This is a genomic window from Brevibacterium sp. UCMA 11752, from assembly GCF_021532235.1.
GTDB classification, from domain to species: domain Bacteria; phylum Actinomycetota; class Actinomycetes; order Actinomycetales; family Brevibacteriaceae; genus Brevibacterium; species Brevibacterium antiquum.
Genome location: NZ_JACBOS010000003.1, coordinates 3,131,095 through 3,152,926 on the forward strand (window position 1 = coordinate 3,131,095; position 21,832 = coordinate 3,152,926).

Annotated in this window: 18 protein-coding genes; 11 read left to right on the forward strand and 7 right to left on the reverse strand. The window is 63.2% G+C overall.

All coding sequences use genetic code 11. From position 1 onward, the window contains the following. Positions 1-48 precede the first annotated feature (48 nt). Positions 49-3,234, reverse strand: coding sequence for an ATP-dependent helicase (locus HU144_RS14005; RefSeq protein ID WP_235351827.1), 3,186 nt, complete (start codon positions 3,232-3,234; stop codon positions 49-51). Beyond that, positions 3,234-6,470: a PD-(D/E)XK nuclease family protein gene (locus HU144_RS14010; protein ID WP_235351828.1), complete on the reverse strand. Its 3,237-nt coding sequence runs from the start codon at positions 6,468-6,470 to the stop codon at positions 3,234-3,236. The genes HU144_RS14005 and HU144_RS14010 overlap by 1 nt, the downstream gene beginning before the upstream one ends. Positions 6,471-6,567: 97 nt before the next feature. On the opposite strand from HU144_RS14010, the gene HU144_RS14015 reads away from it, so the two are divergent. Further along, positions 6,568-7,161 carry a TetR/AcrR family transcriptional regulator gene (locus HU144_RS14015; RefSeq protein WP_232488043.1) on the forward strand — a complete coding sequence of 198 codons (594 nt, stop codon included), beginning with the start codon at positions 6,568-6,570 and terminating at the stop codon, positions 7,159-7,161. A 91-nt stretch (positions 7,162-7,252) separates the two neighbouring features. Beyond that, positions 7,253-7,474, forward strand: coding sequence for a DUF3107 domain-containing protein (locus tag HU144_RS14020; protein ID WP_198395478.1), 222 nt, complete (start codon positions 7,253-7,255; stop codon positions 7,472-7,474). Between the two features lie 126 nt (positions 7,475-7,600). Here HU144_RS14020 and HU144_RS14025 read toward each other — a convergent pair whose 3' ends face one another. Then, entirely contained in the window at positions 7,601-8,233 is a 633-nt protein-coding gene (locus HU144_RS14025; RefSeq protein ID WP_198395477.1) for a ferritin-like fold-containing protein, read from the reverse strand. A 61-nt stretch (positions 8,234-8,294) separates the two neighbouring features. On the opposite strand from HU144_RS14025, the gene HU144_RS14030 reads away from it, so the two are divergent. Then, entirely contained in the window at positions 8,295-9,764 is a 1,470-nt protein-coding gene (locus HU144_RS14030; protein ID WP_235351829.1) for a DEAD/DEAH box helicase, read from the forward strand. 136 nt (positions 9,765-9,900) lie between these two features. Next, positions 9,901-11,001, forward strand: a complete 1,101-nt coding sequence (locus tag HU144_RS14035; RefSeq protein ID WP_235351830.1) for an acyltransferase — start codon at positions 9,901-9,903, stop codon at positions 10,999-11,001. 37 nt (positions 11,002-11,038) lie between these two features. Here the strand turns inward: HU144_RS14035 and HU144_RS14040 are convergent, their stop codons facing one another. After that, complete coding sequence (locus HU144_RS14040) at positions 11,039-11,896, reverse strand: PHP domain-containing protein (protein WP_235351832.1); 858 nt, start codon at positions 11,894-11,896, stop codon at positions 11,039-11,041. A 79-nt stretch (positions 11,897-11,975) separates the two neighbouring features. Here HU144_RS14040 and HU144_RS14045 point away from each other — a divergent pair, with 79 nt between their 5' ends. After that, entirely contained in the window at positions 11,976-13,490 is a 1,515-nt protein-coding gene (locus HU144_RS14045; protein WP_235351833.1) for an aminopeptidase P family protein, read from the forward strand. Further along, entirely contained in the window at positions 13,487-14,563 is a 1,077-nt protein-coding gene (locus HU144_RS14050; protein ID WP_235351834.1) for a P1 family peptidase, read from the forward strand. The genes HU144_RS14045 and HU144_RS14050 overlap by 4 nt, the downstream gene beginning before the upstream one ends. 148 nt (positions 14,564-14,711) lie before the next feature. Here HU144_RS14050 and HU144_RS14055 read toward each other — a convergent pair whose 3' ends face one another. Further along, the gene (locus HU144_RS14055; protein WP_235351835.1) at positions 14,712-16,640 is read right to left on the reverse strand and encodes a calcineurin-like phosphoesterase family protein; all 1,929 of its coding nucleotides are present in this window, start codon (positions 16,638-16,640) and stop codon (positions 14,712-14,714) included. Positions 16,641-16,829: 189 nt separating this feature from the next. Between HU144_RS14055 and HU144_RS14060 the strand changes: the two genes are divergently transcribed. The 3 genes from HU144_RS14060 to HU144_RS14070 are packed head-to-tail and all read left to right on the forward strand — an operon-like array spanning position 16,830 to position 19,808. After that, positions 16,830-18,104 (forward strand): magnesium transporter MgtE N-terminal domain-containing protein, encoded by a 1,275-nt coding sequence (locus HU144_RS14060; RefSeq protein ID WP_198395470.1) that lies wholly within the window; start codon positions 16,830-16,832, stop codon positions 18,102-18,104. 2 nt (positions 18,105-18,106) lie between these two features. Next, positions 18,107-18,640 carry a DUF1003 domain-containing protein gene (locus HU144_RS14065; protein ID WP_198395469.1) on the forward strand — a complete coding sequence of 178 codons (534 nt, stop codon included), beginning with the start codon at positions 18,107-18,109 and terminating at the stop codon, positions 18,638-18,640. 43 nt (positions 18,641-18,683) lie between these two features. Continuing rightward, positions 18,684-19,808 (forward strand): Mrp/NBP35 family ATP-binding protein, encoded by a 1,125-nt coding sequence (locus tag HU144_RS14070; RefSeq protein ID WP_235351836.1) that lies wholly within the window; start codon positions 18,684-18,686, stop codon positions 19,806-19,808. Between the two features lie 94 nt (positions 19,809-19,902). On the opposite strand, the gene HU144_RS14075 is transcribed toward HU144_RS14070, so the two are convergent. Continuing rightward, on the reverse strand, positions 19,903-20,367 hold the full coding sequence (locus HU144_RS14075; protein WP_235351837.1) for a twin-arginine translocase TatA/TatE family subunit: 465 nt from the start codon (positions 20,365-20,367) through the stop codon (positions 19,903-19,905). Positions 20,368-20,428: 61 nt separating this feature from the next. Here HU144_RS14075 and HU144_RS14080 point away from each other — a divergent pair, with 61 nt between their 5' ends. Together HU144_RS14080 and HU144_RS14085 are read left to right on the forward strand one after the other, a co-directional pair. Next, the gene (locus HU144_RS14080) at positions 20,429-20,785 is read left to right on the forward strand and encodes an MGMT family protein (RefSeq protein WP_235351839.1); all 357 of its coding nucleotides are present in this window, start codon (positions 20,429-20,431) and stop codon (positions 20,783-20,785) included. Positions 20,786-20,821: 36 nt separating this feature from the next. Continuing rightward, positions 20,822-21,460 carry an O-methyltransferase gene (locus tag HU144_RS14085; protein WP_198395466.1) on the forward strand — a complete coding sequence of 213 codons (639 nt, stop codon included), beginning with the start codon at positions 20,822-20,824 and terminating at the stop codon, positions 21,458-21,460. Positions 21,461-21,545: 85 nt separating this feature from the next. On the opposite strand, the gene HU144_RS14090 is transcribed toward HU144_RS14085, so the two are convergent. Then, positions 21,546-21,716 (reverse strand): DUF3117 domain-containing protein, encoded by a 171-nt coding sequence (locus tag HU144_RS14090; RefSeq protein WP_009881711.1) that lies wholly within the window; start codon positions 21,714-21,716, stop codon positions 21,546-21,548. Positions 21,717-21,832 lie beyond the last annotated feature (116 nt).

The following is a 21,832-nucleotide window of genomic DNA, read 5'->3' on the forward strand; positions in this document are numbered from 1 at the left end:
CTGAGCTGAGGACCGCATCCGTTCGCCGGCCCAGACTGTTTCACCGCCTCATCTGCTGTCGTTGTCCTCCAGCCACGCAATGATCTCGGCTTCCTCAGGAAGCTGAGTGAACTTCACAATGTCGTCGCTGCCGACGAAGTAGAAGGTTCCCGTCACCTCGGTGATTTCGGGGTGGACACGTTGGATGGCGAAACGATAGAGAGCCAGCTGCCATTTCATCACCTCAAGCGTCTTCTCATCCGGCTGTTTGGAGGTCTTCCAGTCGACGACTTCAGCATGATCGCCGGTGATGAATACCGCATCGATCTTCCCGGGGACTCTGAATCGGCCGAGGACCAGTTCGAAGGACATTTCGATGTGGTCGGCATGCCTGCTCGCGAACTCGGAGTCGATGAACGTCTGCTGCAGACGCTCAATCGTGGTCTTGTCGATGGCCTGGACCTGCTGTTCGTCGTCGACGTCGATGCTCGCCTGTCCGAAATGCTGCTCGACCCAGGAATGGAAGGTGGTCCCGATCTCGGCGGCTCTGCTCGGCGGATTCGGGATCGGGCGCAGGGTCTGGGTGATGAACTGCTGTGGGTCTCTGCGCCACGAGACAAGAGCGGTCGCCGACAGTCGATCCGGGACGCTTCCTGTGCTTGCTGTGCCTGGACGGCTGCTGATCCGCAGTGCCTGTCGCGCATATTCGCCCACGAGCCCCGGGCGCTTTGCCAGTTCGCCAAGACCGGCTGGTGCGGCGGAGCTGACCCATTCGGCCGCACGTCGAGCCGTGGACACACGTTCTGTTCGCGGCACGGGCCAGATGCTTGTCTCGATACGGTCCTCCGCGGATTCTTCGGCAGGTTCCGGCATCTCGACGTCGCGCTGCAGCACTTCGATCGCTTCGGTCAGGAACGGGGACGGCTCGTCGGGGTTGGCTCTGGCACCCATCAGTTCTGCGCCCAACCACAGATAGTGCTTGGCTCGGGTGAATGCGACGTAGGCGAGGCGGCGCTCTTCTTCCTCATGTGCGTCGGCGATGGCTGGTTTGATGAATTCGCTGACCCATTCGTCGAGTGCCTTCTTCGTGTCGAAGTCGGCAGTGCGAAGATCATAGTCAACCAGATGGGCTCGGTCACCCCGCAGCGGATACGGCAGAGCGGTCCTGTCCATCCACCCCTCTTTGTCACGCGGTTCCGTCGGGAAGTCCTTGACCACCAGTGACGGCACAGCGACTGCATCGAATTCGAGGCCCTTCGAGGCGTGCACGGTCATGATATCGATCGCGTCTGAGGCGGAATTCGGTTCAGCCACGCTCAGTGAGTCCTTTGCCTCCATCAAGGTCAGCCACTCCAGGAAACCCGGCACCGATGGCTGGTCATCGGTTGCAGAATATTGGCTTGCTGCTGACAGGAAGGAGTCAATCGCTGAGCGATGAAGGTTGCGCAGCGAATCGCTCAGCCCCCAGATGTCGGAGTCGACTCCGGTTTCGGTCATCGCGGTGCGGATGATCGAGGCGATGGTGCCGGAACCGGAACGGACATGACGCAGAGCTCGTGCCAATCTCACCAGTCGTTCCAGTGCCACCGAGCTCAGACCCGAATTGCGGAAGCTGTTCACCATGGCTCGTGCGCTTCCGGTGTTTGCCGAGCCTGCAAGTGCGTCGGAGAGATCGACGAGTTCGTCGAGGCCTTCGACGATCGTGGGCTGATCGATGGCCTCGGGCACGATTCCCGTGCCGTCAGGGCTGTCCCCCAGAAACTCGCTCAGTCGCAGATCGTTCTGCTTCCGGGTGAATGTCTGCAGGGCGGCGATGTCTGTGGCGCCGAGACCCAGCAGGCGACCGCTGATCAGCCTCATCAGACTGTCGCCGGCCATCGGGTCGACGGCGGCAGTGAGGACTGCCCGCAGATCGGCGACGAAGGGGTCGCTCAGGAGACCTGATGAGCCATGCACGTGAACGGCATGACCCGCAGCCTCCAGCGCTGCGGCAACGGGCGCGAAGTGGGCACGTTTGCGGCACAGGACCGCTGTCGACGATCCTGCGGGCAGTGTGGCGACCCATTCGGTCAGTGACCGGAGTCCGACGGTGAGGAAGTCGGGGTCATGCGCTCCTGAGCTGATGTCGATGGCCACGTCACCGTCTCCTGCTCCTGTGCGAGCTGTCAGCGGTTTCTCCCGGCTCCCGGCCAGTCCGTCCGCTGTTCGGTTGGCGACCTTCAGGATCGTGTGGTCGTTGCGCCAGCTGGTGCTCAGGGTCAGCGGCACCACGTTTGAGAAGTCCGCAGAGAAGCGGATCATATTGTCGGCGCTGGCACCGCGCCAACCGTAGATGGCCTGTCGGGGATCTCCCACAGCTGTCACCGCGGTGGAATGAAACAGATCGCGCAGCAGTTTCAGCTGGGCGACCGAGGTGTCTTGGAACTCATCGAGGAGGACGATTGACCACCGCTGCTGCTCGGCACTGCGAGCGGCCGGCACTTCGTCGAGGATGCGTTGTGCGAACCGAACCTGGTCCGAGAAGTCCATGGCCAAGTTGCGACGTTTGGCGCTCATGTATGCGCCGGCCAGTTTCGCTGTCTTGATCTTTGCTTCGAGCTTGGCCCGGCGACCGTTGGGGTCCACGGGTTTGCCCTTGCTTGAGACCAGTGCCTGCAGACACTGGTCGAGATAGTCAGTGACCTCCTCGACGTCGCGACCGTGGTCATTCATCGCCGCTGCCAGCGAGATGATGTCGGCGATCATCGTCTCTCGTGCGAAGTTGCCGGGGATCTCCTCTGTTGAGGTTGAGTCGATGATCGAGCCGGCGATGGTGTGAGCAGCGGCGTCATCAAGGAGCACCGTCTCGGGTTCGATGCCGATGCTGACTCCGTGCTCGCTGACGATCGAGGCCGCATAGGAGTTGTAGGTCGAGACAGTGGGGTTGTCGAGACCGGGAAGGCTCATGTCCGAACCCATCCCGAGGCTGTGGCGCAGGCGGGCCAAGAGCACCCTGATCCGACCACCCAGTTCGCCCACGGCCTTCCGAGTGAAGGTGAGTCCCAAGATCTCTTCGGGCGCGACGAAGCCGTTGGCTACGAGCCACACCACCCGCTGGGAGATCACTGTCGTCTTGCCGGAGCCGGCGCCGGCAGTGACCTTCATCGACTGCTGAGGGTCGGCTTCGATGATGATTCGCTGCTCTTCGCTCGGGGGGAACGCCTGAGCAGGGTCGGCGGCGGTCAGGCGGGCCAGTTGTTCTGCGGTGAAGCGCATCAGGACTCTTCCAAGGTCTGGGGCCCGATTGCCGGGCAGGAGGTGCGGACAGGACAGCTCAGGCATTTCTGAGGCTCGACCCTGGCTGGGAACTGGGCAGCCCGCATACGATCGGAGACACCGTTGATGAGGTCGCGGGCCCAGCCCGGATCCTCGTCGATCTCGAGCGCGGACTGCTCTCTCGTCGTCTGCTTGGAATTGCGCAGGAACACGAGTTCGGCACCATAGGCCTTGGCGTCGATGACCTGGTCCTCGCCGATGGTGATGGTCCCGGAGTTGATCGCCTCCTGGTAAACGCCGAGTTGGGCGTGACGGGGCATCTCCTGACCTCTGACCACGTTCTTTCCTGTTTTGAAGTCGACGATCCGGATGCCGTCCGGCGTCTGCTCGAGCCGATCGAGGCGACCGGTGACCTTCCATTCCTGGCCTTTGTCATCAACCCCGGTGGCGTACACCTGGGCTTCGACGCCGATGGGTTCACCGGGCGCGGTCTTGATATATTCGCCGAGGCGGTCGGCCATCTTCATCGCCAAGGTGCGTTCGCGATCTCTCTCCCATTCCGCGTCGAACTCGAGTGTCGTGAACTCCTTGTCCACGTAGTCGCGGATCGCCGAGGGCGGGCCCTGTGGGAAGTTCTCCGCCGCGGCGTGGATGATCGTCCCCAAGCTCTGCGCCAGGGAACCTGGCCTGTCACCGCCGTTGCGGGTGAGGAACCACCGCAGCGAGCAGTCGGTGAAGGACTCGACCTGGGACGGTGAGACTCTCACCGTGTCTTCGGAGGTGAAGAGAGGCTCGGAGGAGCTGATGTCTTCGATCTCGCGCCACTGTTCAGGTGGTTCGACTGCCGTGCTCTTGGCAGTCAGTGCCGCCAGCAGCTGCGCCCAGGCATCCACGTCTTCGTCGGGCTCTTCCTGTGCCGGTTCAGCTGCGGCTCTCAGCAGTCGTGCCCGAGTGTGTGCAGCCATCTCTTCAAGGGACAGCGGCAGAAGTTCGTCCTCGTGAGTGATGGCGTAGCTGTCCGCTTCTTCTGTGCCCTTCGCTGTCCGCGCCGCGATCACGTCGAAGAAGGGCGAGGGATTGCTCTCGGCATCGGAGATTGCGGTGACGATGACATGCTCTTCGGCGCGAGTCAGCGCCGTGTAGAAGAGTTCGCCCTCTTCACGCAGATTCCTCCGTTTGGCGTGGGCGTGGTAGCCCGGGTCACCGGTCGCGGTCTCACCAGTTGTCAGCACAGAGCTGAGATCATCGAGCCCGAGGATGCCGCCGCGAATCTTCGGGTTGGGCCACACTCCTTCGTTCACCTCGGCGATGATGACGAGCGGGACTCGCAGATGTGCCAGGGATGACGGGGTGCCGACCTGTACGTGATCGTCTGTGCCGGCCCGCGCAGCCAGGGAATCCTGCGCGATGTCCTGCTCTGCCACGATCCCGGCGAACGAGCGGGCTGTGAATCCGCCACGATCGGAGATCTTCTGCGCCAAGGTGAACAGCCGCAGCACCGAGTCCAGGTGCGAATTCGCCACGAATTCCGGGTCGCGAAGGGCCTCCGACTGCCATTTCTCTGCGACGCCTGAGGCCTCCCAGATCATCCAGAGGGCTTGATGCGGGTCGACCGATCGCACCTCGGCTGCTGCGTGCAGCATCCGGGAGATCGTCGCCAGCTCGGTTGGGGATGCGTCGTCGACATCGCTGCGCAGCGCCTGTGCCAGCGAGCTCGAACTGTTCGCTGCCGGAAAATTCTTCCTCACCACACGCTTGAACCGCCTGATCTGCACCGGGTCGAGGCGGACATAGACGCTTCCGGCCAAGGCCAGGGCCTGTGCGGCGATCGATTCGTCGTCGGCGAAGTCCGGGGTGCGTGAGAGCAGCTCGAGCAGCGGTGCTGTGGCGGGGTCGACGCTGAGAGGCTGCATGATGTTCGCGGTGGCCACGCCGGAGGCACTCAGTTCGTTCGCGACGACTCGAGCTGTCGACGTGTTGCGACACAGCACAGCCACATCCGACCATGCATGTCCGTCTTCGACGAAACTCGTCACTCGACGTGCCAGGTACCGGTAGCTCGAAGCGGCACCCTCGAACACATGGGTCTCCACCGTATCCGGCAGGTCTTGCGAAGACGCGGGAACAGCGTCATCAACGGCGACCGAGGCCTCGTCTGAGGTGTCAGGCACGCCGCTGGGGCGTGGCATATGGTGCAGGCCCCACCGAGTGGTGATGCGACGGCCGAAGTCATCGCTGACGTTGACGGTGTCGGGCCCTGTGCCCTTCACCTCAGGCAGGATCACGGTGGTGAATCCGTCATCGGCGGCGCTGCGATCGATGATCGAGGCATCAGCTCCGTGGAAACGTCCAGTCACGGTCTCAGGACTGCCGAAGAGCGCCAAAGCACTTCCGCGCTCACGCAGCTGCTCAAGCAGACCCCAGCTCGCAGCGGGAAAGTCCTGAACCCCGTCGGCAAGGACCACGGTGGGCACCGCATCGGGCGCAAAGGTCCAGGATCGGCCCGCGGTCACCTCGGCGGGTTCGCGCAGAACCTCGAATGCCGCCCGCGCCAGAACAGTCGCAGAGTCCGTGCCTCCGTAGCCGGGCATGCTCATGATGTCGAGGTATTCGTCGAGAACCTGGGCTACCGCCTCCCACCTCGGATCGTGATGCCGCTCAAGCGCACGATCGAGCACGCTGCGCCCGAAGTCGAACACGAACTCGGGTGTCTGCGCGGGCCCGCCGCCGACGGTCGGGGCCGGGACCCGCACACCGAAATCGAATTCCATGACTCTGTTGAGGAAATCTCGGACCTCGGTCCGAAACGCCGAGGTCGATCGCACCTCCGCGGTGATCTCGGCGGGCCAAGCCGGCCCACGGCCATGGCCGAGTTCGTGGCCGGCGAGGAGATCGGCGAGGAACACGTCCTGATCAGCGCCCGAGATGAACTCGAGGTCATCGCCGGTCTGCGTCGTGTGAGCAGCGCGCGCAATTCCGTAGGCGAACGATGAGATGCTTCGAGCCGGGGCCGAGGCCAGCACCGCGTCTGTGGGTACGGCGAGACGGTTGCGCAGCACATCGGCATGATCGCGGTTGGGCGTGAGAACCAGCACCGAGGCGGGACTGACCTCGGCCATCAGCTGTGCATACACGGATTCGAGCATCCAGGTCTTGCCCGTCCCGGGACGTCCGACGACTGTCACCGACTCCCCCGCGAGCAGTTTCGCGCTGATCCCATCAGTCACTTCATCCATACTCGTATTCCATCATGAGCCACGGACATGAGAACGATGTGGCCAGACCCGAGCGCGTTGACCGGTCCCGGACCTCGTTTTCGCGTAGCATGAAGGAATGTCAAGCCCGCAACAGAGATTGCCCCGTGAACAGCGCCGTGACCAGTTGGTGGGGGTGGCACGTTCGGTCTTTGCGACTCGCGGATACCGGACCACCTCGATGGACACGATCGCAGAGGCGGCCGGTGTCTCAAAGCCTGTCCTCTACCAGCACTTCGCATCGAAGCAAGACCTCTACCTGGCACTCATAGACGATTCTGCCGCGCACCTCGACACGACGCTCGACGCTGCGATCGGATCAACTGATGATCCTCATGAGAAGGTTCGTGCCACCTATCGCTCCTACTTCGAGTTCGTTGTCTCCCATCGTGAGGAGTTCATCATCCTCTTCAACTCCGATGTCTACGAACCGGAGGCACAGGAGCGGATCCGCAGCCTGCGAGAACGCACCGCATCACGTGTCATGACTGCACTGAAGAGCTACACCGATCTCGATGACATCCAGGCCCGTATGCTGTGCCGGACTCTCATCGGCACCGCCGAGGTCGTCGTCAAGCAGCTCGAGACGACGCCGGAGATCGACGTCGACACCGCCGTCAGCCTGCTCACCCAGATGAGCTGGGGCGGCCTCCAGTCCTTCACCACGAAGTGATTGCGAACTCTGATCTGACGAGGGAAGAAAACACGACCTCGCTGACGTTATGCTGAGGACGACTCACACCACGACCCGTACAAGGAGCACAATGGAAATCAAGATCGGCGTCAAGCAGTCACCGCGCGAAATCGTCATGGAATCTGACGAGACACCGAAGGATCTGGCCGCGCGCATCGAAGAATCCGTCAAGGCCGATTCGCTGCTGTCCTTCACAGACCTGAAGGGACGCCAGGTATTCGTCCCGGCTTCCGCTCTGGCCTACGTCGAGATCGGCACGGAAGCTGCCCGTCGCGTCGGCTTCGGTGCCTGAACGACTGCCTGCACAACGCATCGTGCGCGGATGAACGCCGCATCTCGGTGAATTCCCCGTGAATAGGCTGAGGGCCCGGTTTCTGACCGGGCCCTCAGCCTATTCACTCAACGGAATCAAGGAGCTTCAGGCCACCAGACCCAGGGCCGACATCCGCTTCGAGTGGTTGGCCGTCACTGCCGGCATCGAAGCCACCACCAGCTCCTCATCGATGCCCAGAAAAGGATCGGTGAGAAGGCTGCGTGCGCGCCCCAATGTTTCGGCCACGAGCTTGCGTCCCCACAGCGCCAGACGCGAGGCCAGTTGGGTGTCGGCAGCGACGTCGGCCGTCAGGCGATTGCGCACATATTCGGTCGCACGTGTATCATCGAGAATTGTAATTGCCAGGCTGTATCCGGGCTCGCTGAGCTCCTCCACGGCCGTGCGGTAGAAGTCATTCATGATTCCGTCGAAGACGAATCCCTTCATGAGACTTTCGTGCCAGTCACGAGGACGAGTCCGTTCAGCCAGCACGGTGAAGGTCGGCTCGAAATGCTGACAGAGCTCGACCGCATCCTGGCCCAATCGACTGATGTGCTGTGAGAGCTCTTCGAAGTTCGCAAAGGACAGAGAGGCCAGCCGCGCCAGAGTGACTTTATCGTCCATGTGCACCGCGGTCGTCGCGTTGGTGGCCATTCGTTCGAAAGCGGTCAACTCGCCGAACGCCAGCAGCGCGAGCGTAGCAGCATTATTACCGGCCAATGGGGCAGAATCGGGCATAACTCAAGAGTACCGGTTCACGACCATGACGAGCGCGAAGGCGCTAAAAGGAGTTTGAAACATGGCGGAGACAGAACCAGATTTCGCTGAGCTTGGAGTCGCTGGACCGATCGTGGCCGCATTGGCTGCCAAGGGCATCACACATCCCTTCCCGATCCAGGCGATGACGCTGCCGGTGGCACTGTCCGGGGCCGACATCATCGGACAGGCGAAGACAGGAACCGGCAAGACGCTGGGCTTCGGCATTCCTCTCCTGCAGCGTGTCACCGGCAAGAATGAAGACGGCGCTGTCCCGTCAGCCCCGGAGAACACGCCGGACATCGTGTCTGACAGCACCGAGACACGCCTCCCTCAGGCTCTGGTCGTCGTGCCCACCCGTGAGCTGGCCAAGCAGGTCGCTGCCGATCTGGTGACGGCCTCGACACAGCGTGACATCGACATCATGACGATCTACGGCGGCATGGACTTCGATCCGCAGATCAAGAAGCTCAAGTCGGGTGTCGATGTCGTCGTCGGCACTCCCGGTCGCCTCCTCGACCTCTATGGTCGCAAGGTCCTCCGGCTGCACAAGGTTCGCACGGTCGTCCTCGACGAAGCCGATGAGATGCTCGATCTCGGGTTCCTGCCCGATGTCGAGAAGATCATCAACGCTGTGCCCGCGCACCGTCAGACCATGCTCTTCTCCGCCACCATGCCCGGCGCGGTCATCACCCTGGCCCGCCGCTACATGAGCCGCCCCACCCATATTCGCGCCCACGACAACGAAGATCTGTCGCTGTTGGGCAAGAACACGGCTCAGTACGTCTATCGTGCCCACTCGATGGACAAGAGCGAACTCGTCGCCCGGATGCTGCAGGCCGAGGGACGTGGACGCACCATCATCTTCACCCGCACCAAACGGACCGCGGACAAGCTCGCCGCCGAGCTCAGCGACCGCGGCTTCGCGGTCAAGCCGCTGCACGGCGACCTCGGTCAGGCGCAGCGCGAGAAGGCCCTGAAGTCCTTCCGCGACGGTCAGGTCGATGTCCTCGTCGCCACCGATGTCGCGGCACGCGGAATCGACATCGACGATGTCACCCACGTCGTGAATTACCAGTGCCCAGACGACGAGAAGACCTACGTCCACCGCATCGGCCGCACCGGCCGTGCCGGCAACACCGGCATCGCAGTCACCCTTGTCGATTGGGACGACATGCCTCGCTGGCGACTGATCAACAAGGCCCTCGGACTCGACCATGACGAGCCAGCCGAGACCTACTCGACGTCGCCGCACTTCTTCGCCGATCTCTCCATTCCGAAGGGAACAAAGGGTCGTCTGCGCCGACAGCAGACCGAAGGCGCCGAGGACCACTCCGGACCCAAGAAGCCCGAACCGCGCCGAGGCGGTTCCTCAGGTCGCAGCGGTTCCTCCGCGGGTGACGAAGGACCGAAGAAGCCACGACGCAACCGCGAACGACGACGCACCCGTGGCGGTAGGCCTGTGGGACGCACCTCGAGTGCCCCCAGCGACAGCCAGCCCTCCGCGGAATAGGCAACAGGCCCCACACAGGCGCAAGATGAACGAGCGGCTCCGACCACTATGGTTGGGGCCGCTCGTTCATCTTGCGTTCAATTCGTGCCCAGACAATGGCGGAGCCCATGTCGTCTAGCATGAACGAGAGTGAGTTTTGTTCGGTTCACATCGACCGGACGCGGAGTCCGTCGCAGCAGCACAGGATGGTATCCGTCCCCAGATCCAGACTCAGGAATTCCCTCTCGCCTCCCGGGGCCACCGACATGACGTCGACGTCATGCGTGTCCTGGCTGGACTGACCGTGATGGTCGGCCACTCCGGTGGAGTCCTCATCGGACGAGGTCAGGACGCGGACAGCAATGCCTGGCTGTTGGGCCACCTCGCCGAGGCGGTCAATCCGTGGGCGGTCCCGATGTTCTTCATGATCGCCGGCTGGGCGACCCTCGTGGGTGCGCCTCCGAAGTCGGGGGCGAAGGTGTGGGACCGCATCATCCGTCACTTCGTGCCGCTGTTCGCTTGGTCGATCATCTTCATCCTCGGCTTCAATCTCTTCGACAGCGACGGTGTCGACGTTCGCCACGATCTGGTCCGAACCTTCCTCGAGGCCGGCCGGCCTGCATTCCATCTCTGGTACCTCTACGCCTATATCCCGCTCATCCTCGTGTGCGGGACCCTTGTCCTGTTCTGGCGCGGACAGCGGCCGTGGAAGCTCGCCGGCCTGGCCGTCGTGCTGGCCTGTTCGAGTGTGTGGGCGCCGTTCGTGCTCGAACAGCTCGGTTCCAGCCAGGACGCGTGGAAGTGGGGCTTTGCAACCTACCAGGTGGTGTACTTCTGTATGGGTGCATTCTTCATCCACTATGCGAAGGACCTTCGTCCGCCGATGTGGACGTTGGTACTCGCCTTCGGAGTCTGCGCGGCCGGAGTCTTCTGGTGGGAATCGGACTACGAGTATCCGATCGCCAATGCGAATCCGCTCATCGTGGGACTGGCGGTCAGCGTCATCCTCATCATCTCCCGCATCGAACTGGGCGAACGCTCGAAACGCCTCTTCACCAAACTGGCGTCGGCCTCATTCGGCGCATTTCTCGTTCATGTGTTCTTCCTCGAACTGTTCTTCGAGCATCTCTTCGTCGTCGAAGCCTCGCCTCTGCTGCTGGTCGTGCAGTATGTGGGCTACCTCGGACTGACCGCGGTCCTGTCCTACGCGCTCAGCCTGACATGGGGAATGCTGCGCCTGCGCAGGATCCTCGGTTGAGATCGGAGAGCACCGGTCGGCACCCAGCGGCTGTGTCTCAGCCCTGAATGAAGTCGACTCCCCCGGGACGGGAGTTCGCACGATCGAGGAGCTTCGCGAACATATGGTCCGAGGTCGCGTGCTCGCCCAGGCGGTTGGGCTTTCCGGTGCCGTGGTAGTCACTCGATCCGGTGATGATGAGGTCTTGGTCGTGGGCGAGCCTGCGCATGACCTCACGTTCACTCGGCGGGTTGTCACGATGATCGACTTCAAGTCCGTCGAGACCGGCTGCGATGAATTCGGTCATTGCCGTATCGGGAACGACCAGGCCGCGCATCGCGGCACGCGGGTGGGCGAAGACGGAGACTCCCCCAGCATCTCGAATCAGTGAGATGGCCGTGATGGGGTCGATCGTCGGCAGGCTGACATGGTATTTTCCGTGGCTGGACAGGATCGAGGCGAAGGCTTCGGTACGTGACTCGACGAGGCCTGCAGCCACCAGAGCGTCAGCGATATGGGGTCGACCGATGGTCGCGTCTTCGCCGGAGACGGAGAGGACCGCATCCATGTCGATGGGATAGTCCTCCGCGAGGCGGTCGATGATCAGGTGTGTGCGGTCCAGACGTGCACGTCGAGTCTCCTCGACGACCGCTGCCAAGTCGGTGTCATAGGGGTCGTGGAGGTAGGACAGCAGGTGCACGCTGATTCCCTCATGCCGACACGAGATCTCCATTCCCCGAACCAGACCCAGCCCATAGACCCGTGCGGCAGCCTCTGCGGGCGCCCACCCGGCGGTGGTGTCATGGTCCGTGACGCCGAGTACATCGATGCCTTCCATCGCCGCTTCGGATATGAGTTCGGACGGGGTTTGAGTCCCGTCCGAGAATGCAGTGTGCACATGGAGATCGTTGACCATGCACCCAGTCTATCCGCAGTCGCGTGGGATACTGGTCCTCGTCCCGGCATGGTCTCCGGGCAGTGCCTAGAATGGAAGCATGACAGCCCAGAATGCAGACAGCACCGAGAAGACCCAGGCCCTCGACGATCGCGTCAACAACCGCTCCCACCGCCCCAATTCGCAGGCTTTCCGCGATTTCGTCGCCGAGGGGTGGGACCGAACACCGCTTGACGCCCAGGCTCTCGCCGCAGCCGGATTCACTCCCGCCCGACGGGCGAAGGTCTCCGCAGCCTTTCCCGGTGAGCGACTGGTCATCCCAGCCGGTGGCCACAAGGTCCGGTCCAATGACACCGACTACCGGTTCCGTGCCCATTCGGCATTCATCCATCTGACCGGTCTTGAAGCCGACTCCGAGCCGGATGCCGTCCTCGTCTTCGAACCCGAGGACGACGCCCACAGCGTGACCCTGTACTTCCGTCCCCGCGCGGGTTCGGACACCGTCGAGTTCTTCTCCGATTCCCGCTACGGCGAGTACTGGGTCGGACCCCGCGCCGATCTCGAGGCGATGTCGACGATGACGGGCATCGCCACTGAGAGCTCAGCGACGGTCGACGATGCGATCACGAAAGACCTCGGTGCGATCTCCGTGAGACTCGTCCGCCAGGCCGATGTCCGCATCGACTCGGTCATCGACGTCGCCCGCACTCGGGTGCAGGCCGATCTCGAGACCTCGGAGGCCGGCGATGCCGAATTGGCCCAGCTGCTGTCCGAGCTGCGACTTGTCAAGGACGAGCACGAGGTCCAGGCTCTGCGTGAGGCCGTCGCCATCACCCGCTCGGGCTTCGACAACGTCATCGCCGCTCTGCCCACCGCTCTCGCTCATCGTCGCGGCGAACGCGTCATCGAGACGGCCTTCGAAACGGCTGCCCGATCCGATGGCAACGGCATCGGCTATGACACGATCGCGGCCGCCGGCAACCATGCCTGCACTCTGCACTGGATCCGCAATGACGGTGCGGTCCGGGACGGGGACCTCGTCCTCGTCGATGCCGGGGCAGAGGCCGATTCCCTCTACACAGCCGACATCACCCGCACGCTCCCTGTCTCCGGAACCTTCACCGAGGTCCAGGCCAAGATCTACGACGCCGTCCTCGACGCCTCGGACGCGGCCTTCGTCGTCGCCGCTGACCACGTCAACCGCGAGGTGAAGTTCCGCGAGATCCACGAAGCGGCGATGGAGGTCATCGCCGCCCGACTCGAGGAATTCGGCATCCTGCCGGTCTCCGCGGCACAGTCGCTGTCGCCGGAGGGCCAGCATCACCGCCGTTGGATGGTCCACGGAACCAGCCACCACCTCGGACTCGACGTCCACGACTGTGCCCAGGCTCGCGCAGAGATGTATCTCGATGCAGCGTTGGAACCCGGCATGGTCTTCACGATCGAACCGGGCCTGTACTTCAAAACCGATGACCTGCTCCTGCCCGAGGAATTCCGCGGCAACGGTGTGCGCATCGAGGACGACGTCCTCGTCACTGCCGACGGTGTCGACAACCTCTCTGCAGGCTTCCCGCGCACCCGCGCCGAGGTCGAGGCCTGGGTTCAGGGACGATGACCGTTGCTCCGATCCGGGGCCGGGGAATTCTGGAGATCCCGGGGATCGCTGTGGGCCACGCCGGTCACTTCGCCCCGGATGGGCTGACCGGGGTCACTGCCGTCCTGCCCCCACCGGGTGCCCGGGTGGGCGTCGACGTCCGCGGCGGCGGCCCGGCCACCCATGAGACCGACGTCATCGCTCCCGGCACTCATTCCTACGGTGCCGATGCGATCGTGATCACCGGCGGCTCAGCCCTGGGACTGCAGTCGGTGAGCGGTGTCGTTCGCACCCTCGCCGAGGCAGGACGTGGATTCCCTGCCCCGGGCCTGACGGACACCGTCGTTCCACTCGTCCCTGCTGCCGCGATCTTCGACCTCGGACGAGGCGATGGGCCCGTGCGTCCGCCCACGGACTCCGACGGGGCGACCGCGGCCCGTGCGGCGCTTCGATCCACCCACGACGGGGCAGAGCCCACCGCCGTCAGGGGCAGCCTGGGCGCGGGTCTCGGTGCTCGTTCGGGAATGCAGAGCATGCGCAGCTCTTTGGGATCCGTCTCGATCCGTCTGCCCGGCGGATACCTCGTTGCCGCGCTTGTGGTGGCTAACCCGTTCGGGACGATCGGGACGCCCGATGGCACGCTGTGGACGCACCCTCTCCTGAACTCCTATGGGTTCGATCTGCCGAGCATCGGGCATCTGCCCACGGCTCCCACATCCACGGTGGAGGCCACCTCGGCGAAGAACACGACCATCGCCATCGTGGCCACGAACGCGGCCTTGGATCCTGCCCAGGTCACGCGTATGGCCGCTGGTGCCCAGGCCGGAATCGCCCGCGCGATCCGGCCCTCGCACACGCTCTTCGACGGTGACACGGTCTTCGGCATCGCCACCGGCGAAGTGGCACTTCCTGATGACTTCGCAGCCTCGACACTTGATCAGGTGATGATCACGGCGACTGCCGCGGATGCCCTGAGCCTGGCGGTCATCGATGCTCACGTCGCCGCTGCATCGGTGGAAGACTCGTGGGGCCAGCCGCCGACGCTCAGCGATGTCGCCCCCGAATTTGCAGGGGCCTTCGCCGCACTGCCCTGAGCAGATCACAGCTGCGGCTCGGACAGCCGAATGCAGACAGATGCTGGGGGCGGGCGCCGACATCAGTGATGTCGGCGCCCGCCCCCAGCTGTGCAGATCTGCTTCAGAAGTCTCGCTCTGATTCAGCAGTCTCGCTCAGGGGAACCGATCAGTTCGAGTTCGCCTGGCGAGCCTCGTCCGAGTCGAGTCCCTGACGGTCGTCTTCGTCGACCTTCTTCTCCTGCTGAGTGCTGAAGCCGTCCTTCGTCAGCTGCTTCTTCGAGGTCTGCTCCGCAGCGGCTTCGTCCTCGACAACGGTGAAGCGGATGGTCTCCGTGTACTCACGACCGTAGCGGTCCGTGCCGGTCACTTCGGCACTGTGGGTGCCGAGGTCGAGATCAGTCGGCAACTCGGCTCGCCACAGGTGCGAGCTTGACTGTCCGACGCTGCCCGATGTCCGCAGGTTCTGTGAGGCCGTGTACGGATCGGTGTACTCCCAGCCCTTCGCCAGCGACTCGCCCTTACCGGGCTGGGTGTGCTCGGCGACGGTATTCGACTTGCCGTCGAAACTGACCTCGACCCGAGCATCTGATGTGCCGGCGAGGAAGCTCGATGTCAGCCAGGAGTCGCCCTGCTTGAGGTCGTCACGGGTCACGACGCGCTCGGAGATCGCCTTTGGCTCTTCTCCTGCCTTGTCGGCGTCCTGCCAGTCCTGTGCCTTCTGTGCCCAATCGCGCCATTCTGGTGAGTTCACGCCCAGCAGCAGCTGGTGGTCATCGGACTCGTTGCGGACGGTGTAGCGTTCGCTGCGGTCGGAACCGTCGAATGAGAGGGTTTGGACGCCCGGTTCGGAGGCATCACCGGTGAAGGAGTAGGGCAGCCCATCCGCGTTGAGTCCGCCCGAGTACCAGTCACCGGAGACGGCACCGGCGACGATCTGGGTGTTGGGGAGGGTGTCGATGCCCTCGTCGGCCCATTCCTTGCGCTGCTCACCAGCCACGAGGTTCTCCTGCGTGTGCGTGTGACCGCCGACGGTCACCGCGTTCGGGTAGTCGGAGATGACGTCATAGAATTCTTTGGCGTCCTCGGCGACAACCTGTTTGTGAGTCACGATCGGTACGTGCGTCGCGATGACGACGTGGGCGTTGTTCGGCACATTCTTGAGATCGTTTTCGAGCCATTCGAGCTGCTCTGCTCCGATCTTCTCCTTGTACTTCTTCGTCGACTGGTTGCCCGAGTATTCGATGCTGTCGAGGACGACGAAGTGCGTCTTGCCGACGTCGTAGGAGAAGTGGCCGGGTCCGAACTGGTCACGGAAGGTGTCGAGTGCGTGGGCGTCGTCCGGGGAGTCGTAGTCCTGGTCGTGGTTGCCGGGAGCGGCACGAACCGGGCCGTTCATCTCAGAATAGATATCGCGGAGCTCGTCGTTGAGGCTGAGGTCATCGCCCACATTGTCTCCGAGCAGGAGGACGCCGCAGCCATTGTAGTCGTCACGATCGGCAAGGTCGCCGACGGCGCCGTCACGGGCGTAGCCCATTTCGGTCTTGTCATAGGCCTGGGTGTCGGAGGCGATTGCGCAGTCCTGTTTCGCCGAGGCGGTCGCCGATGACTCGATCATCGGGAAGTTCACGGCCTTCGGGGTGTCCCCTGTCGGTTTGATTCCACCGAACTTGAGCTGTGGCGAACCCTTCGGCAGGTGGTTGTAGCTGAACTGCGCGAAGTTGTCCGAGTCGACCGGGACCTGCCAGCCGGACGGCTGGGTGATGGAGACCGTCATGTTGTCACGAACGGGCAGCTCGTAGGAACCCTTGCCGTCGGTCTGCACGACGTCGACGCCGTTGGTCACGGCGACGTCGGCGATGCCCGTTTCGTCTCCGTCGAGCTTCGAATTCTCGTTGACGTCATCGAAGACCTGACCTTTCAGAGTCTCAGGGTCATCGGCCTGGCCGCGGTCCACCTGCACGTGGCCTTCGTAGAGTTCGGCGGGGGAATCGGCGGCCGCTGCGGAGCTTGCGCCCACCAGCGGCGCCATCAGGGCGAGAGCTGCGCAGGCGCTGAGTCCCGTCACCGCACGCGGACGAATTCGTCTTTCAGACATAAAGGTCTCCTTGTATTCGGTAGTGGGAAGTTCTGCCGAGAAAAGACCCTAGGGAGGCTGAGAGACTCCTGTGTGACCTCGGCACGGCCCGTTAATGAACAACAAGTGATGTCGGAATGGCGGAGCTCGACGATCCCGATCCGTGCCGCCTCTCTCACACTGCGTCCATGACCCCGTAGGCTTGAGATCATGAGTGGTCCACCGAAAAGAGTCTTCGTCGCGCGCCTCATCGCCGTCCCCGTCTTCGACCCTCTCGGGGACCAGGTCGGGCGCGTGAGAGACGCCGTCATCGTCTACCGCGCCACCATGCGGCAGTTCCCTCGGGTCATCGGCCTCGTCGTCGAAGTTCCCGGTCGCAGACGCGTCTTCGTGCCGATGGGCAGGGTGACCTCAATCGACTCCGGTCAGGTCATCACCACCGGATTGGTGAACATGCGCCGCTTCGAACAGCGCCGCTCGGAGACGCTGGTGATCAACGACCTCCTCGACCGTCGTCTGCGCCTGCGCGAGGACGACTCCCCCATCCAAATCGAAGACGTCGGCATCGAACAGCAGGTCAACAAGGACTGGGAGGTGACTCGCCTCTTTGTGCGAAGAGTCCAGGAACGCAGTGCCTTCTCGGCATTCCGACGGCGCGGTGAGACGATGCAGATCTCCTGGACCGACACCGAGCATCCGGCCGACTCCGACGTCGATCAGGAGGCCACACAGCTCATTGCGGCCTACCAGGACACGAAGCCCGCCGACCTCGCCGATGTCCTGTTCGAGATGAAGCCCGAACGTCGACTCCAAGTCGCCCGGGCCCTCGACGACGTGCGTTTGGCCGATGTCATCGAGGAGCTGCCCGATGAGACACAGGTCGAGCTGCTTTCCGCTCTCGACACCGAACGTGCGGTGACGGTGCTCGAAGAGATGGAACCCGATGACGCGGCCGACCTCCTCGGCGAGCTCAGCGATGAGCAGGCAGAACGGTTCCTCGCACTGATGGAGCCCGATGACGCCGAGGATGTGCGCACCCTGCTGTCCTACGACGATGACACCGCCGGTGGGCTGATGACCACGGAACCGGTCATCCTGACCCCCGAGACCACCGTCGCCGAGGCGCTGGCCCATGTCCGACGCGAGGACCTTCCCGCTGCACTGGCGGCAGCTGTCTTCGTCTGCCGCCAGCCCATCGAGACTCCGACGGGCAAGTATCTGGGCATCGTCCACATTCAGGAGATGCTGCGACATCCTCCGCACGAGGCGGTCGGCATCATGCTCGACACGGAGGTCGAGGCGCTGCCTCCGGATTCGCCGTTGGGCGAGGTCACCAAACTGCTGGCAGCGTACAATCTGGTGTCCGTGCCGATCACCGACGAGAACGACCACCTCATCGGTGTTGTCACCGTCGATGACGTCCTCGACGAGCTGCTGCCCGACGACTGGCGGGTCACCGGTCGTGATGATCTCAGGAGGGGATAGCAGTGGCTGCTGACGATTTCGACGTTCCCCGTTCAAGCAAACGCAAACTCCCCAACATCGCGATGTCGCCGGAGACCTTCGGCCGTGGTGCCGAGGGCTTCGCCCGGTTCATGGGCACTCCCGCGTTCCTCGTCGGTATGACCGTGTTCTGCGCCGTCTGGCTGATTTGGAACACTCTCCTGCCCGAGGCCTGGCAGTTCGATCCTCGGTCGTTGAACTTCACACTCCTGACGCTGATCCTGTCGCTGCAGGCCTCCTATGCCGCACCGCTGATCCTGTTGGCAGAGAACCGCAGCACAGACCGTGACCGTGTCGAGTTCGAACATGACAGGCAGCGTGCCGAGCGCAACCTCGCCGACACCGAATACCTGGCCCGTGAAGTCGCTGCTCTGCGCATCGCCATGCGCGAGGTGGCCACACGCGACTTCATCCGTTCCGAGCTCAAAGACCTGCTCAAGGAACTCGAAGAGGACGCAAAGGCACCTGAGGACAATCCGATCCGAAGTGACCGCTCCGACGACGAACAGGTAGGCTGAAGGCCCCGAGAACACTCATCGGGAAGAGAAAGGACGTGAGCACATGAGTGAACCATCCGAGGACAACGTTCGGGAAGCTCTGACAGGCGTCATCGACCCGGAGATCCGCCGCAGCATCGTGGAACTCGACATGGTCGAGTCCATCAGCATCGACGGCGGCAAGGTCACCGTCACCGTTCTTCTCACCATCTCCGGCTGTCCTCTCAAGGACACGATCACCAAGGACACCACGGCGGCGGTGTCGAAGGTCGAGGGCGTCACCGAGGTGTCGGTCATCCTCGGCACCATGACTCCCGAGCAGCGCACCGCGATGCGCGAGAAGCTCCAGGGCGCCGGTACGAGCCGCGAGGTCCCGTTCAACAAGCCTGACTCCCTGACGAAGGTCTATGCGATCGCCTCGGGTAAGGGCGGCGTAGGCAAGTCCTCGATCACTGCGAACCTCGCCGTGTCTCTGGCCCAGAGCGGTCTGCGGGTGGGCGTCGTCGATGCCGACATCTACGGCTTCTCGATCCCGGTCATGCTCGGACTCTCCGGCAAGCCGACTCGGGTCGATGACATGATCATTCCGCAGGTCGCACACGATGTGAAGGTCATGAGCATCGGCATGTTCGTGCCGGCCAACCAGGCCGTCGTATGGCGCGGACCGATGCTCCACCGCGCCCTCCAGCAGTTCCTCACCGATGTCTTCTGGGGCGACCTCGACGTGCTCCTTCTCGACTTGCCTCCGGGCACCGGCGACATTGCGATCTCTGTGGCGCAGCTGCTCCCGGGATCCGAGCTCCTCGTCGTCACCACCCCTCAGCAGGCTGCCGCACAGGTCGCCGAACGCGCAGGTTCGATCGCGACTCAGACCGACCAGCGGCTGGCCGGTGTGATTGAGAACATGTCCTGGATGGAGATGCCCGATGGCACTCGACTGGATGTCTTCGGCTCCGGAGGCGGGGCCCAAGTGGCCGCGAATCTGTCCGAGACGATCGGTTCACAGGTCGAACTGCTGGCTCAGGTGCCGCTGGATACTCAGGTCCGCGAAGGTTCGGACTCCGGAACCCCAGTTGTTCTGGGACAACCGGACTCCCCTGCCGCGCGGGAATTCGCGTCTCTGGCCTCGACGCTGGCTCATCGCTCACGCGGTCTGTCCGGACGATCTCTGGGCCTCAGCCCCGTCTGATCCGTCTGCTCGTCCCGACCCAGGTCGTTCCGAGCCAGGTCGTTCTGAGCCAAGCTGTCCTATCTGAGCTCGTCCCGATCAAGGTCGTTCTGACTCAGGTTGCTTCAGTATCGAAGGGCGCGTTGATGGAGCGGTCACGCAGGACGGTCTGGGCCTGGAATCGTTCGATCGGCGACAGGGTCTTCGGGCGAGACTCGGCAGCTGAATCTGCAAGGTCTGTGGAGCCCTCGGAATCGATCGCCTGAGCGGGTTTGTCGCTGGCTGGCGTGGACTGCTCCCGAAGCTTCGACTCGCGGATGGCTGAATCCTCCTCGACGAGAGCCTCGCGTACGATCCGGCGTGGATCGTACTGGCGCGGATCCAGCTTCTGCCAATCGACGTCGTTGAAGTCATCCCCGAAGTCTCGACGCACACTGTCCTTCGCGCCCTCAGCCATGCGACGCATCTGGCGCACCAGGTCGCGCAGCTTCTGCGCATATTCGGGCAGGCGTTTGGGCCCGATGACGACAAGAGCGACTACCACCAGGATCAACATCTCGGTGCCGTTGATACCCAACATGAGAACAAGTCTACCGTGCAGCGCAGTAGGCTCGACTCACGGTCAGCACAGGATCGGTCACATGCCACAGGAGGGAGCTGCGCGAATGGACGAGGTGGTCGTGGAACGAGTGCTGCGCATCGTCGAACTTGTGCCGGAGGGCAACGTCGTCAATTACGGGGCCATCGGACTGGTCGCCTCCTGCTCACCGCGCTACGTCGGGCGGGTGATGAAGGAATTCGGCTCGAATGTCACCTGGTGGAGGGTCGTCAACGCCGCTGGAGTGCTGCCGGAGGCCCTGCTTCCCACGGCTCGCGAACACTGGGACGAGGAGGGCACCCCGCACACGCATGAGAAGGTCAGCAGATCAGCCTTCGTCGACGTCGAAGATCTCGAGGAGCTGTGGCGGACCCACGGAATCGAACCCGGGAGCGGTTAGACTTGGAACCAATTATCAGCCGAAAGGGAGGGTCGATTGTCACGCGAGAACGCAGGTGATCTCACCTTCTCCGAACAGTACAACGGGCCTGATCCGCTCCTGGACGCCGCGCGGGCGCTCTCACACGAGAACGGCCTGGCCCCGGTGTCGCAGACGACGGCGTCGACGCTGACTCTTCTGGCCCGTCTGCTCACACCTGTGGCCGCGGTCGAAGTCGGTACCGGCGCCGGCACCTCCACATTGGCGCTGCTGCGGGGAATGCCGAATGCAGGGATCCTGACCTCGATCGACACGAACTCCACAGCTCAGAGTGCCGCCCGCGACCTCATCGACATGGCAGGCATCCGACACAGCCGTCTGCGCCTGATGAGCGGGCGTGCCGAAGACGTCCTCCAACGGCTGGCACCGAGCGCCTATGACATGGTCTTCATCGACTCGGAACCGACCAACCTCGAACGCATGATCGAACCTGCACTGCGTCTGCTCGACGCGCACGGGCTTCTCGTCATCCACCAGACGCTGCTCAAAGGCGGCGTAGCAGATCCCGTCGACCGTTCGCCGCGGACCCAGGCGGCGCGGGGACTGCTCAACCGACTGGCCGAACAGGAACGCCTCGAACGCGTCCTGCTGCCCATCGGCCAGGGCCTGCTGATGGTGCAGAAGACCCGGCGGTGAATGCGGAAACAGCAGAGACTCTGCGAAGTCTCTGCTGTTCGTTTCGCTGAGCTGTCTGCTCAGCTGGGAAAATGTGCTGTGCTGCTCACTGGCCCAAGGTCTCGGCCAGGGTGTCGTGCAGGTCTGTGGCTTCGTCTCTGCTGAGTTCGATCACCAGACGGCCTCCGCCCTCGACTGGGAGCCGCATCACCATGCCTCGACCTTCTTTGGTCACTTCCAGAGGTCCGTCGCCGGTGCGGGGTTTCTGGGCTGCCATGTGGGCTCTTCCTTCCGTTGATTATGCAAAGACGGTTCACGCTCGATGAACCGAATGTTATACACACGATTATTCCATGATCCGGTCAAGGACGGGTAACGCGATCGAATTATGAC

What these genes read in the sequence shown, in the direction of transcription:
- HU144_RS14030 (WP_235351829.1), top strand. Translation starts at nt 8,295, where the DNA reads ATGGCGGAGACAGAACCAGATTTCGCTGAGCTTGGAGTCGCTGGACCG.
- HU144_RS14015 (WP_232488043.1), top strand. Translation starts at nt 6,568, where the DNA reads ATGTCAAGCCCGCAACAGAGATTGCCCCGTGAACAGCGCCGTGACCAG.
- HU144_RS14040 (WP_235351832.1), bottom strand. Translation starts at nt 11,896, where the DNA reads ATGGTCAACGATCTCCATGTGCACACTGCATTCTCGGACGGGACTCAA.
- HU144_RS14050 (WP_235351834.1), top strand. Translation starts at nt 13,487, where the DNA reads ATGACCGTTGCTCCGATCCGGGGCCGGGGAATTCTGGAGATCCCGGGG.
- HU144_RS14005 (WP_235351827.1), bottom strand. Translation starts at nt 3,234, where the DNA reads ATGCGCTTCACCGCAGAACAACTGGCCCGCCTGACCGCCGCCGACCCT.
- HU144_RS14010 (WP_235351828.1), bottom strand. Translation starts at nt 6,470, where the DNA reads ATGGATGAAGTGACTGATGGGATCAGCGCGAAACTGCTCGCGGGGGAG.
- HU144_RS14055 (WP_235351835.1), bottom strand. Translation starts at nt 16,640, where the DNA reads ATGTCTGAAAGACGAATTCGTCCGCGTGCGGTGACGGGACTCAGCGCC.
- HU144_RS14025 (WP_198395477.1), bottom strand. Translation starts at nt 8,233, where the DNA reads ATGCCCGATTCTGCCCCATTGGCCGGTAATAATGCTGCTACGCTCGCG.
- HU144_RS14045 (WP_235351833.1), top strand. Translation starts at nt 11,976, where the DNA reads ATGACAGCCCAGAATGCAGACAGCACCGAGAAGACCCAGGCCCTCGAC.
- HU144_RS14070 (WP_235351836.1), top strand. Translation starts at nt 18,684, where the DNA reads ATGAGTGAACCATCCGAGGACAACGTTCGGGAAGCTCTGACAGGCGTC.
- HU144_RS14075 (WP_235351837.1), bottom strand. Translation starts at nt 20,367, where the DNA reads ATGTTGGGTATCAACGGCACCGAGATGTTGATCCTGGTGGTAGTCGCT.
- HU144_RS14060 (WP_198395470.1), top strand. Translation starts at nt 16,830, where the DNA reads ATGAGTGGTCCACCGAAAAGAGTCTTCGTCGCGCGCCTCATCGCCGTC.
- HU144_RS14020 (WP_198395478.1), top strand. Translation starts at nt 7,253, where the DNA reads ATGGAAATCAAGATCGGCGTCAAGCAGTCACCGCGCGAAATCGTCATG.
- HU144_RS14090 (WP_009881711.1), bottom strand. Translation starts at nt 21,716, where the DNA reads ATGGCAGCCCAGAAACCCCGCACCGGCGACGGACCTCTGGAAGTGACC.
- HU144_RS14080 (WP_235351839.1), top strand. Translation starts at nt 20,429, where the DNA reads ATGCCACAGGAGGGAGCTGCGCGAATGGACGAGGTGGTCGTGGAACGA.